Annotated in this window: 10 protein-coding genes and 2 tRNA genes; 3 read left to right on the forward strand and 9 right to left on the reverse strand. The window is 43.8% G+C overall.

What is annotated here, in order from left to right; genetic code table 11:
• Positions 1–21: 21 nt before the first annotated feature.
• From F890_RS01180 to F890_RS01195, 4 genes are all read right to left on the reverse strand, one after another.
• Entirely contained in the window at positions 22–1524 is a 1503-nt protein-coding gene (locus F890_RS01180) for a 3'-5' exonuclease (RefSeq protein ID WP_005265510.1), read from the reverse strand.
• A 15-nt stretch (positions 1525–1539) separates the two neighbouring features.
• A complete protein-coding gene (gene hisIE / locus F890_RS01185; protein ID WP_005263919.1) occupies positions 1540–2322 on the reverse strand; it encodes a bifunctional phosphoribosyl-AMP cyclohydrolase/phosphoribosyl-ATP diphosphatase HisIE in 783 nt (260 codons plus the stop codon).
• A 226-nt stretch (positions 2323–2548) separates the two neighbouring features.
• Positions 2549–3436: an SDR family NAD(P)-dependent oxidoreductase gene (locus tag F890_RS01190; protein ID WP_005265513.1), complete on the reverse strand. Its 888-nt coding sequence runs from the start codon at positions 3434–3436 to the stop codon at positions 2549–2551.
• Between the two features lie 295 nt (positions 3437–3731).
• The gene (locus F890_RS01195) at positions 3732–5009 is read right to left on the reverse strand and encodes an O-acetylhomoserine aminocarboxypropyltransferase/cysteine synthase family protein (protein WP_004732469.1); all 1278 of its coding nucleotides are present in this window, start codon (positions 5007–5009) and stop codon (positions 3732–3734) included.
• Between the two features lie 308 nt (positions 5010–5317).
• Between F890_RS01195 and ettA the strand changes: the two genes are divergently transcribed.
• Positions 5318–6979 (forward strand): energy-dependent translational throttle protein EttA, encoded by a 1662-nt coding sequence (ettA, locus tag F890_RS01200; RefSeq protein WP_026056536.1) that lies wholly within the window; start codon positions 5318–5320, stop codon positions 6977–6979.
• 77 nt (positions 6980–7056) lie between these two features.
• Here the strand turns inward: ettA and F890_RS01205 are convergent, their stop codons facing one another.
• From F890_RS01205 to F890_RS01225, 5 genes are all read right to left on the reverse strand, one after another.
• Positions 7057–7398, reverse strand: coding sequence for a membrane protein (locus F890_RS01205; protein ID WP_004281123.1), 342 nt, complete (start codon positions 7396–7398; stop codon positions 7057–7059).
• A 157-nt stretch (positions 7399–7555) separates the two neighbouring features.
• A tRNA-Glu gene (locus F890_RS01210) sits at positions 7556–7631 on the reverse strand.
• Between the two features lie 38 nt (positions 7632–7669).
• Positions 7670–7745 (reverse strand) — tRNA-Ala (locus F890_RS01215).
• A 57-nt stretch (positions 7746–7802) separates the two neighbouring features.
• Positions 7803–9311, reverse strand: a complete 1509-nt coding sequence (gene gltX / locus F890_RS01220) for a glutamate--tRNA ligase (protein ID WP_004732466.1) — start codon at positions 9309–9311, stop codon at positions 7803–7805.
• A gap of 127 nt (positions 9312–9438) precedes the next feature.
• Positions 9439–9741 (reverse strand): hypothetical protein, encoded by a 303-nt coding sequence (locus F890_RS01225; RefSeq protein ID WP_004281126.1) that lies wholly within the window; start codon positions 9739–9741, stop codon positions 9439–9441.
• Positions 9742–10147: 406 nt separating this feature from the next.
• Here F890_RS01225 and F890_RS01230 point away from each other — a divergent pair, with 406 nt between their 5' ends.
• Together F890_RS01230 and F890_RS01235 are read left to right on the forward strand one after the other, a co-directional pair.
• The gene (locus F890_RS01230) at positions 10148–11149 is read left to right on the forward strand and encodes a sulfate ABC transporter substrate-binding protein (protein WP_004732464.1); all 1002 of its coding nucleotides are present in this window, start codon (positions 10148–10150) and stop codon (positions 11147–11149) included.
• 244 nt (positions 11150–11393) lie between these two features.
• Positions 11394–12413, forward strand: coding sequence for a sulfate ABC transporter substrate-binding protein (locus F890_RS01235; protein ID WP_026056537.1), 1020 nt, complete (start codon positions 11394–11396; stop codon positions 12411–12413).
• Positions 12414–12519 lie beyond the last annotated feature (106 nt).

Consider the following 12519-nt stretch of genomic DNA (forward strand, 5'->3'; position numbering starts at 1 on the left):
TTTACATCCATGCCATGCACTTTAACCGACTGCCTGCCGAAGCGACTGTGGCATTTTGATCTTCAGTTGCTGAATCAGGTCATAAATGTGATGAATATTTAAACTCACTTTAGCACGTGTACAGGCCACGTAAAGTAATCTTAATTCTTCATCACTAATTTTATGGTCTTTTTCATTCAGCTTAAATTGATAGTCATCTTCAATATGAACCCGATCCCATTCCAGACCTTTGGCCTTGTGTACCGTGGAAATAATATAATCGGCTTGGGCAATTGGGGTGATTTTAGCCAGGGCTTTCTTTAGTGGATCAGTCCCATGTTCGTCCACCAGTTTGACCAGTGGCTTGATGTCACTACCTTCATTGGTTTCACAATATTCATGGACATCATGCCAGGAGTTGAACCAGGCTAGTTCCGGCACATCAACCACACGTTTGCCCTGTTTCAGCATGGCAGCCGCATCGACAAAACGATTCAGTTTGACATGGTCGGCTTGCAGGCTGACTTTATCACCACGAACTAAACCCGCTAATAACAATTCCATGGCGCGGGCATTGGTCCGGCATAAAATTGCATCGCGCATTTTGGTATGCGGTTTATTCACGACTTTAGAGTCTAATTGCGGATTGCCGAGTAAAGGCACAGTTTCATTTAAGGCACCTAAAATGGCATTGGCATTCAGGGCAATTTCAGGACCGAAACGAAATGAGGTGGTCAGACGTGATTCTGGTAAGGGCAGTTGCTGCATGGCATTGACTGCACCACGCCAGGCATAAATCTGCTGATGCGCGTCTCCGACATAAATCACCTGGGTGCTGCGCTGTTTCAGCAAAATCCCCAGCATTAAGGGATCGGCATCCTGTGCCTCATCGAATAGCACATAATCGGCCGGGATATTCGGTTCAGACAGCGCCCAGAGTTTCAGGTAAATGTCATGACCGATGCCGGCCTGATGATTTGGATCAATCGACTCTAACCAGCGTCGCTCGACTGCCGGATAAAGTTTCTTCTGTAAAGTCTCGATATCATCCGAATGCAGCCAGCTTGGCGCCTGAATATGCCGCGGGGCAGGATACTGCGAACTGGTCGAGCAGAAATAGCCGACCGCATTGGCAACCAAACTTGCCAGACGAGAAGGCATCAATACATATTTTTCATAACGCCCACCCATCATACGGCGCATGGTCATCGGTTCAAGCCGGTATTCTTTGGCAATAAAACTTGGACTCAAGCGTGGCAAGCGCAGTTTGTCAGTGACTCCACGTGGAACACTGCGAAACGCCAGCGAGTGAAAAGTGCGGCAATCGACACCTCGGTGAAACTTGGCCTGCGCTTCACTGGCAATGGCCTTGTTAAAAGCCAGATACATGCCACGTCTTTGTGGCATGGCATCACTGATCATTTGCAGGGTAGTGGTTTTACCTGTGCCCGCATAGGCAATCACCTTAAAGGATTTACCCAGACGTGCGTTATCAATGGCAGTGGCCTGCTCATAGGTCGCGGTCGGTTTTTTTAAATCAGACACAGATGAATTCAAGGCTTAATGCTGACGGTTGGCTTTTTCAACCAGGCCGGATAAGCCTTGGCGACGTGCCAGTTCATTTAATACCAATTGCACATCCAGGTCGAAATAGCCGAGCATGACGATAGTATGGAACCACAGATCTGCCACCTCATAAATCAGATCATTTTTATTGTCTTCAGAGACCTGAGCGTTGAAATCTTTGGCAGCCAGCACGGTCTCAAAGCTTTCTTCACCGACTTTTTCCAGAATCTTGTTCAGGCCTTTATGGTACAACTTGGCCACATAAGATGAATCTGGATCGGCCTGTTTGCGTTCTGCCATCATCTGACCCAGATAGGACAAGACTTCGACCTGTTCAGATTGGGCGGTTGACGCTTCCATCGCCAGCGTATGCGGATTCGTGGATTTTTCGCCATAAATCGCAGAGGGATCTTTCAACTGTGCATCGACAATTTCCCAGCCATTTGGCGTGAGTTTGCGATAGAAACAGGATTCGCGACCGGTATGGCAGGCAATGCCGCCATGCTGTTCAATTTGCAGCACAATTACATCGGCATCACAGTCCAGACGGATTTCATGTACCGTTTGAAAATGTCCTGATTCTTCGCCCTTATGCCATAACTTGCTACGTGAACGGGAGAAATACACGGCTTGGTTTTTCTCAGCCGTCAGTGCCAGCGCTTCACGATTCATCCAAGCCACCATCAAGACACGACCAGTTTGATGATGCTGGGCAATGGCAGGGACTAATCCTTGTTCGTTAAATTTTACTTCATCGAGCCATTGCGCGTTGTTCATAAGGGTTTCCATCATTTCAATCAAAATATAAAAATACGGATAGGAAATATCCGCAGATAGTGTACGTGATCTCGCAGCATTTGCGGCAAAAATCTGTGTCGATAAAGACAGGCTATGTCGTGTGTGATCCAGATGAGCTTGCTTTCACCTAGAGATTTAAAACTGAGACATCAAAAAAGCCGCCCGATCGGCGGCTCGTATTTTCAGGAAATTATCCCAGTAAAAATTACCAGTGTTCGCCCGGGAACAGCCGTGCATATGCTTTTTGCACCAAATTTAATTTTTGTGGTTGACCCACAGAGGCACTTGAACTTGGGAACAGGTTATAACCAATCGACATCAGAACATTGTTGATATCCGGAGCAATCGAATAAGTAATCGAGGCCAGACGACCCAAACCGGTCGCAACTTTCTTCGGACGTTTCACGATGGCATAGGCAATCAGGTCAGCTGCCTGTTCCGGAGAAAGTGTCGGGACGTATTTATAAATTTTGGTTGGTGCAATCATCGGAGTGCGTACCAAAGGCATATAGATCGAGGTGATGGCGATTTTATGCGAATGTACTTCTGCAGACAGACAGCGACTAAAGGCATCCAGCGCAGCTTTTGAAGCAACATAGGCCGAAAAACGGGTGGCATTGGCCAGTACGCCAATCGAACTGATGTTAATGATATGACCCGCGCGACGAATCATCATTTGCGGCAGGATATTCATGACCAGACGCACGGCGCCGAAATAGTTCAGCTGCATGGTTCGTTCAAAATCATGGAAGCGGTCGACCGATTCATGCACGGCGCGACGAATCGAACGACCCGCATTATTGATCAGAATATCAATATGATCGACTGAGGCAATGATCTGTTTGGAGACCTCATCAATCGCCTCCATATTGTTTAAATCGCATGGAAAGATTGAGGCTTTGCCGCCTTTGGCTTCAATGTCTGCTTTTACTTGTTCTAGGGTTTCTTGAGTACGGGCTACCAGTAAAACATGGGCACCTGCATCAGCCAGTTGATGTGCTGTCGTTAAACCAATACCGCTGGATGCACCGGTAATCAGGACGGTTTTACCTGCAACACGTTTTTCCAGTTGTTTGTGTAGTCTAGTTTTCACGTTTGTTATCCCTAATTTGAAGTCAGCGTTCAAATTATTTTTATTAAAGGTATATGGCGCTCTAACAGAAGATGAGAGCGAAGGTGAGTCCAGATATGATAACCAATTCTTCAGGAAAATCTATAAATTAAAGTATTGAAATTAAAATAAAAATTAGAGTAATTGCTCTATTTTTGTTCACTCTTTCATTTAACTTTTAACATGAAAATAAAAAGTAAAGCAAGTGGCTGTTTTAGAAAATAAATAAAAAAACCTCACCAAAATGATGAGCTTTCGAAGCGGCTCGGGCACCTTTTTAAACGGCCGCCAGCGCCTGTTCCAGATCGGCAATCAGGTCATCACTATGTTCAATCCCAATGGATAAACGCACCATATCCTCACTGACGCCTGCCGATTTTAACTCTTCGGCATTGAGCTGACGATGCGTAGTAGTCGCCGGATGGCAGGCCAGACTTTTAGCGTCGCCGATATTGACCAGACGGGTGAACAATTGCAGGGCATCAATAAAACGTGTGCCGCCTTCGAGACCATGTTCTACCCCAAAGGTCAGAATGGCAGAAGGTTTACCTTTTACATATTTCTGTGCCAAGGCATGCTGTGGGTGATCTTTCAGGCCGGCGTAATTGACCCATTTCACTTTAGGATGTTTTTGCAGATATTCAGCGACTTTCAGTGCATTTTCGGTATGACGTTCCATACGCAAGCTTAAAGTTTCCAGACCTTGCAGAATCAAAAACACATTCTGCGGACTGATCGCAGCGCCGGTATTACGCAGTGGCACTACACGCGCACGTGCGATATATGCTGCTTCCCCCAAAACTTCGACATAGTTCACGCCATGGTAGCTTGGATCAGGCGTATTCAGGGCAGGGAAACGTTCAGGGTATTTACCCCACGGGAATTTGCCGCTATCCACAATAATGCCGCCAATTGAATTGCCATGACCACCGATATATTTGGTCAGGGAATGCACCACAATATCCGCACCAAAGTCGAAAGATTTTTGTAGTACTGGGGTGGCAACGGTATTGTCGACAATCACCGGTACGCCATATTCATGTGCAATTTTAGCAATGGCTTCCAGATCAATAATATTACCCAGTGGATTACCAATCGATTCGACAAAGACCAGTTTGGTTTTTTCATCAATCAAGTCACGCAGACTTTCCGGCTTTTCATAATCAAAGAAACGGACTTCAATGCCCTGTTTTGGTAGGGTATGGGCAAAGAGGTTATAGGTACCGCCATATAGCGTTGACACAGAAGCAATGTTGTCACCCGCTTCCGCAATGGTCTGAATCGCATAAGTAATCGCAGCCATGCCAGAGGCCAAAGCCAGCGCGCCAATTCCACCTTCCAGTGCTGCGACACGTTGTTCCAGAACCGCAGTGGTCGGGTTCATAATTCGGGTATAGATATTGCCCTGAACCTTTAAATCAAAGAGATCGGCCCCATGTTGAGTATTGTCAAAGGCATAAGACGTGGTTTGGTAAATCGGCACTGCAACAGCTTTGGTGGTTGCTTCTGGGGTATAACCTGCATGAATCGCAAGGGTTTCTGCTTTATAACTCATTCTGTTTGATCTTCTTGTTTAAGTTTATGGCTTGAGTGTAGCATTTTCACATATGAGTAAAAGTGCAATTTTATTGAAATAAATATATGAAATATTCATATATCGACCTGGATTTGAGTCGTTTATTTTACTGAAAACAACTGTTTAAAAAAACATCATCAATAAACTTGTAACAATGCATTGAAGTTCATGGCAATGGCTTATGTTTTCGCAGCTTTCTGCGTATAATAGCCGATTATTTTTTCGCTCATTTTTGAGCTGGGGTGGTTGTTTTAACCCCATTTGGTTTTTCAGTTGAGGAGTCCTACGTGGCCCAATATATTTACACGATGAACCGAGTGTCGAAGATGGTTCCGCCTAAGCGCGAAATCCTGAAAGACATCTCCTTATCATTTTTCCCAGGCGCTAAAATTGGTGTGCTTGGTTTAAACGGTGCAGGTAAATCTACCTTGCTTCGTATTATGGCGGGCGTAGATAAAGATTTCTCTGGTGAGGCACGTGCGCAACCGGGTACAAAAATCGGTTATCTGGAGCAAGAACCACCTTTAGATGAAACCAAAGACGTTCGTGGTAACGTCGAAGATGGTTTGCGTGAACCGCTTGATGCTTTAGCGCGTCTGGATGAAGTCTTTGCTGAATATGCAGCAGAAGATGCAGATTTCGATGCACTTGCGAAAGAGCAAGAGAAGCTTGAAGCAATTATCCAGACCTGGGATGCGCATAACCTTGCCAACCAGATGGATCAAGCGGCTGCAGCATTGAACTTGCCTGCCTGGGATGCAGACGTATCTAAGCTTTCAGGTGGTGAACGTCGTCGTGTGGCACTTTGCCGCTTACTTCTGTCTAAACCAGACATGTTGCTTCTAGACGAACCGACGAACCATTTAGATGCTTCTTCTGTATCTTGGTTGGAACGTTTCTTGAAAGATTTCCCGGGTACCATCGTCGCGATTACGCATGACCGTTACTTCCTGGATAACGTAGCTGAATGGATTCTTGAGCTTGACCGTGGTATGGGTATTCCGTATCAAGGTAACTATTCTTCTTGGCTTGAGCAGAAAAATGCCCGTTTAGAGCAAGAGAACAAGCAGGAAGAATCTTTTGCTAAAGCATTGAAAAAAGAACTTGAATGGGTTCGTTCAAATGCCAAAGGTCAGCAAAAGAAAAACAAAGCGCGTATGGAGCGTTTTGAAGAGCTTAACTCACGCGAATTCCAGCAGCGTAACGAAACCTCTGAAATCTACATTCCACCTGGTCCACGTTTGGGCAACAAGGTTGTAGAAGTTGAAGGTATCAGCAAGTCGTTTGGTGATCGTTTACTGTACAAAGATTTAACGTTCACAGTACCACCTGCTGCCATTGTGGGTATCGTGGGTGAGAATGGTGCGGGTAAAACCACGCTATTCCGTATGATGACTGGCGAACAGCAACCAGATACCGGTACGGTAACGCTGGGTGAATCGGTTAAAGTGGCTTATGTCGGTCAGATCCGTGACACGCTAGACAACAACAAAACTGTCTGGGAAGAAGTGTCTGGTGGTTTAGATATCTTGAAGATTGGCGAATACGAAATTGCATCACGTGCGTATATCGGTCGCTTTAACTTCAAAGGCCAAGATCAGCAAAAACGCGTAGGTCAATTGTCAGGTGGTGAGCGTAACCGTTTACAACTTGCGAAAATCCTGCAAATGGGCGCAAACGTTATCCTACTCGATGAACCATCAAACGACTTGGATATCGAAACCTTGCGTGCACTTGAAGATGCCATTCTGGTATTCCCAGGTACTGTGATGGTGATCTCGCATGACCGTTGGTTCCTGGACCGTATTGCAACGCACATCTTGTCATTCGAAGGTGAAACACCTGAATTCTTCACCGGTAACTATGCTGAGTTTGAAGAATATCGCCGTAAGCGTGATGGTGATGATCTTGTAGCGAAGCGTCAAAAATATCGCAAAATCGGTGTTTAATCATCTCCGACTTTTGTAAATAAAAAAACCAGCCTCAGGGCTGGTTTTTTTATGTTTATTATATTGTGGAGGGTAAATTAGATTTCCCACTCATGATTACATTCACGGCATTTCCATTTCTTTTGGGTTTGCATGAATGCCTGCATTGAAATTTTAAAATCAGGTAAGTCCTTATAGAACATAAAGCCTGCGATCAAAGAAAGAATAAAGACGATCACAGTCGCAGTCTGTAAAGTGGTACCTGCACCATCGCCAAAAATCCACATCGCGATGCTAATAATCACCAGCAATAGCAACAGGAACAGGGCAGGAACCAGAAACATTAAGCTTTTAGGAACCACTGGACGTGGAGCTGCTTGACCTGGCTGGGCCACTGGCATGATTTTCGGGCTTTGACACTTAGGGCAACGATATTGCATTACAACTCCAAAATTCTAAATTACTGATTATTTTATCGGAAGATGCGAAGAAACCGAAATATTGCCCAACATAAAATATACAGGCAATAAAAAACCCAAGTCGCGATGCTTGGGTTTTTTATAAGATGACCATAATATATTATGGTCATCTTGAATATGGCGTCCCTACGGGGATTCGAACCCCGGTTACCGCCGTGAAAGGGCGATGTCCTAGGCCTCTAGACGATAGGGACAATTGAGGCAAATAACACAGCTAAAGCAAGACTTGATTTGGTGGAGTCAAGGAGGATCGAACTCCTGACCTCTACAATGCCATTGTAGCGCTCTACCAACTGAGCTATGACCCCAGTCTGTGTGAGCGCTATATTAGGGATATCGCGCTCACACGTCAACACAAAAATTAATTAAGCTTGATCAACTGCTTCATTTTTCGGCAACTTTAAGCTTTCATTGAGTTTTTCCCAGACTTTCAGCTCTTTTTTGCTTGGACCACCGACAATTTCCAGCGCATGACGTAAACGTGCAAAGGTTAAATCAGGACCAATGGTAACCATCGTTTGCATCACGGGTGTAGACGCAGTCGAACCGGCGATCGCAATAAAGAACGCAGGCATGAAATCACGTAACTTGATTTCCATCTGTGTCGCCAAGTCCATCAAGGTCTGGCTCACCGTGTCGTTATTCCAAGTAAACAGGCTTTCTAAACGCCAAATTGCGAATTGAAGACTTTGACGTACCTGTTCATCCGACAGTTTCTTGCTTTCAAACTGTTCTTTAGACAGGGTCGGGAAATGGTTGAAATAATGTGCAGACCAGTTCACAGCTTCAGACAGCAGGTTAATACGCGGTTGAATCGCAGCTGCAATTTCTTCTAATTTGGCACGATCTGCTTTCCAGGCCAATAAGGTGTCTAGAAGTTCAGCCGGGCTGAGTGCCTTGATCCATTGACCATTTAACCAGTTCAATTTCTCAACATCAAAGATCGGACCACCGAGGGATACACGTTTGATATCAAAATGCTCAATCATTTCAGCCAAAGTGAATTTTTCACTTTCATCTGGCATTGACCAGCCCATACGACCCAAGTAGTTCAACAAGGCTTCAGGCAGTACACCGATGTCTCTGTAATAGTTAATTGAGGTCGGGTTTTTACGTTTAGACAGCTTAGATTTATCCGGGTTACGCAGCAGTGGCATGTGGCATAGTATCGGCATTTCCCAACCAAAATATTGATACAGCAACTGATGTTTCGGCGCAGATGGAATCCATTCTTCACCACGAATTACGTGGGTGATTTGCATCAAATGGTCATCTACTACGTTAGCCAAGTGGTAGGTTGGTAGGCCATCGGTTTTCAGCAGGATTTGCATGTCTACTTGCGCCCATGGAATTTCGACTTCACCACGTAGCATGTCATTGAATTTACATACGCCTTCAGTTGGTACTTTCATACGGATGACGTGTGGTTCGCCAGCGGCCAAACGGCGCTCAACTTCTTCTTGAGTGAGATTCAGACCGCGACCGTCATAACGTGGCGACTCACCACGTGCCTGCTGTTCTGCACGCATTTGATCCAGTTCTTCAGCAGTTGCGAAACAGTAGAAAGCATGACCTTTCTCTACCAGTTCCAAGGCATAATTTTTATAGATATCCATACGTTCTGATTGGCGATACGGCGCATGCGGGCCACCGACATCAGGACCTTCAGACCAGTTCAGACCCAACCAGCGCAATGAATCCAGGATCATTTTTTCAGATTCAGGCGTTGAGCGCAGTTGGTCAGTATCTTCAATACGAAGAATGAATTCACCACCATGCTGTTTAGCAAAACATAAGTTAAACAAGGCGATATAGGCAGTACCTACATGCGGAAAACCAGTAGGAGAAGGTGCAATACGAGTACGAACAGTCATAGCCGGATCTAATCTTAGATATAAAATTGCAGCTATTATAGCGAAAAAGCCACATCACTTAATGCTTTATTCAACATTGAATGATGTGGCTTTTAAATCCGGGAATATTCAGCGCTGTTGAGGCTGATTAAGAATGAGCGCTCGAAAAAATACTTTGGACAAAGCGGGTGAAGCGGTAATTCTGTTCTGCAAAGAAATTTTGCGAAGGTGCGACTTTAAATGCAGTCAAGACTTTTAGATTATCTTCTGTTTGAAGTGTTTTTTCAGTTTTTTGTTGCTGAATCGCTTTTTCAATCGGCGAAGTCTTACTTTCAACAGTGCTTACTGTAGGCTTCGGCAAATCTGTCTTCACAACAACGGCATGACCGAGTTGAATCGAGAACAACATAATCAGGCTTAGGATGCTGGCTGTGAATAATGTAAATTTCATATCCAAACTTCCTCCTTACTTCTGGTTGGTTTTATTTTGTTAAAAATGTTTTTTTAATACTCTGTCTACAATTTAATCACAGTTGATCATAAAGAAGTAGAACCAAGTCACATTTTTTACAAAAGAAATAATATAACTCTGTGGAAAATTACCAAAAATCGTAATTTCCTGTTTTGGTGGCCTATTTTTAACAGACAACTGTGAAGAGAACGTGAAGAACTGTCTTATATTGTAGCAGAAGATTACTTTTCTAGCAGAATATGTATCCGAATTTAATTGTTAGAAGATATCTCAAAATCATAAATAGATTGTAGATATTGTTATAAATATATGATTGTTATGTTTATTTTTGATTTGTATAGTGCAGGTCATATAAACAAGTCATATAAACAATGAGTTACATCAAATGAAAAAAATAATAGCATCCGCAATCTTGACAATTTTAGTGGGAACAGCAGTACAGAATTCCATTGCCAAAGATTTCCTGAATGTCTCTTATGACCCGACCCGTGAATTTTATCAGGAATATAACGAAGAATTTGGCAAGTTCTGGAAGCAGAAAACCGGACAAACGGTTAATTTTAAACAGTCGCATGGCGGTTCAGGCAAGCAGGCACGTTCGGTGGTCGATGGTTTGCAGGCCGATGTCGTAACCTTGGCCTTGGCCAATGATATCGAAGAAATCGTCAATGCAGGTTTAATCGAGAAAGACTGGCAAAAAGAGTTTCCGAGTAATTCGGCACCTTATACCTCTACGATTGTATTCTTGGTGCGTAAAGGGAATCCAAAGCAAATCAAAGACTGGAATGATCTGACCAAAGCGGGTGTGGACATTATTACCCCAAACCCAAAAACCGGTGGCGCACCGCGTTGGATCTACCTGTCTGCTTGGGGTTATGCGCTGAAACAGCCTGGCGGGAATGATGCGAAAGCCAAAGAGCTGGTGAAAAAACTTTATCAAAATGTCAAAGTGCTCGACTCCGGTGCTCGTGGTTCACTGACGACGTTTGCCGAGCGCGGCATTGGCGATGTGCTTTTATCCTGGGAAAATGAAGCCTTGCTGGCGACGCAAGGGCTGGGTAAAGACAAATACGATATCGTCTATCCATCGATTTCCATTCTGGCCGAGCCATCAGTAGCGATTGTCGATAAAAACGTGAATAAAAATGGCAATACCCATCTGGCCAAAGGTTATTTGAACTATTTGTATTCACCGAAAGGGCAGGAGCTTGCTGCGAAATATTTCTTCCGTCCGCGGGACGCCAAAGTGGCTGCCAAATATTCAGACCAGTTTCCGAAAATCCAGACCTTTACCATTGATAAAGTCTTTGGTGGTTGGGCCAAAGCGCAAAAAACACATTTTGTGAATGGGGCGATTTATGACCAGATTTACAATGAAAAAAGATAAGTGAGCGGTAGTCTAAATAGAATAAAGAAAATGGCTAAAGTGTTATCCATTTTCTTTATATCTAATGCATAAAATTCTATATATTAGATATAAGTAGAATAATAAATAGTATTTTTCTTTTAAAAACAAAATATTAATACAGAAAAACCTTTCATTTTATCGTGTTGTGATGTTGTAGGGTGAATTGCGATAAATGATTTTATTTCATATAGTTATATCTAATGAAGATAAACTCCGTGCTGCCATGAAAATTCAATTAAAATCGTTATTTAGTGCTGCCTTATTGGCGACTGGTTTAGGCATGACCGCTACTGCTTCACAAGCAGCAGACCGTCAGTTTCTGAATGTATCCTATGATGCCACGCGTGAATTCTATGATGAATTTAACAAATCATTTGGCACTTACTGGAAAAACCGCACCGGTCTGGATGTGAATTTCAAGCAGTCACATGGCGGTTCGGGCAAACAGGCACGTTCTGTGGTCGATGGTCTGAAAGGTGATGTGGTGACTTTAGCGCTGGCCAATGACATCGAAGAAATTGTGAAATCTGGTCAGATTCAGCCGGGCTGGCAAAAGGAATTCCCACACAACTCGGCACCTTATACCTCAACGATCGTATTCATGGTACGTAAAGGTAATCCGAAAGGCATCAAGGACTGGAATGACTTAACCAAACCAGGCGTGCAAATTATTACGCCGAACCCGAAAACGGGTGGTTTGCCGCGTTGGGTGTATCTGTCTGCATGGGGTTATGCCGAGAAACAGCCAGGCGGTAATAAAGCCAAAGCACAGGAATTTGTCGGCAAGCTTTATAAGAACGTGAAAGTGATGGATTCTGCTGCACGTGCTTCAATGACCACCTTTGCCGAGCGTGGGATTGGCGATGTATTGCTGACTTGGGAAAATGAAGCTTTAGTAACGCAAAAAACCTTGGGTAAAAACAAGTTTGATATCGTTTATCCATCAATTACGATTTTGACTGAACCGTCAGTGGCGATTGTGGATCGTACTGTAGAGAAAAATGGCAATAAATGGTTAGCAACAGGTTATATCAATTACCTGTATTCACCATTAGGTCAGGAAATGGCTGCTAAACATTTCTATCGTCCACGTAATGAAAAAGTATTAGCTAAATATTCGGCACAGTTCCCGAAAATTAAAACTTTTACCATTGATGAAGTCTTTGGTGGTTGGGCCAATGCACAGAAAACCCATTTTGTGAATGGTGCAATTTTTGACCAGATCTATAACAGCAAACGTTAATTGATCTGCCAAGTCATCTGGATTGAAAAAAGCCTCCAAAACCGGAGGCTTTTTTGTATGAGAAAAATGCTAAAACGGTTTTCTCTATGGAAAGTAATATTTATCT

It is taken from the genome of Acinetobacter sp. CIP 64.7, from assembly GCF_000369745.1.
Lineage (GTDB): Bacteria > Pseudomonadota > Gammaproteobacteria > Pseudomonadales > Moraxellaceae > Acinetobacter > Acinetobacter fasciculus.

What these genes read in the sequence shown, in the direction of transcription:
- hisIE (WP_005263919.1), bottom strand. Translation starts at nt 2,322, where the DNA reads ATGAACAACGCGCAATGGCTCGATGAAGTAAAATTTAACGAACAAGGA.
- F890_RS01195 (WP_004732469.1), bottom strand. Translation starts at nt 5,009, where the DNA reads ATGAGTTATAAAGCAGAAACCCTTGCGATTCATGCAGGTTATACCCCA.
- F890_RS01205 (WP_004281123.1), bottom strand. Translation starts at nt 7,398, where the DNA reads ATGCAATATCGTTGCCCTAAGTGTCAAAGCCCGAAAATCATGCCAGTG.
- gltX (WP_004732466.1), bottom strand. Translation starts at nt 9,311, where the DNA reads ATGACTGTTCGTACTCGTATTGCACCTTCTCCTACTGGTTTTCCGCAT.
- F890_RS01225 (WP_004281126.1), bottom strand. Translation starts at nt 9,741, where the DNA reads ATGAAATTTACATTATTCACAGCCAGCATCCTAAGCCTGATTATGTTG.
- F890_RS01230 (WP_004732464.1), top strand. Translation starts at nt 10,148, where the DNA reads ATGAAAAAAATAATAGCATCCGCAATCTTGACAATTTTAGTGGGAACA.
- F890_RS01235 (WP_026056537.1), top strand. Translation starts at nt 11,394, where the DNA reads ATGAAAATTCAATTAAAATCGTTATTTAGTGCTGCCTTATTGGCGACT.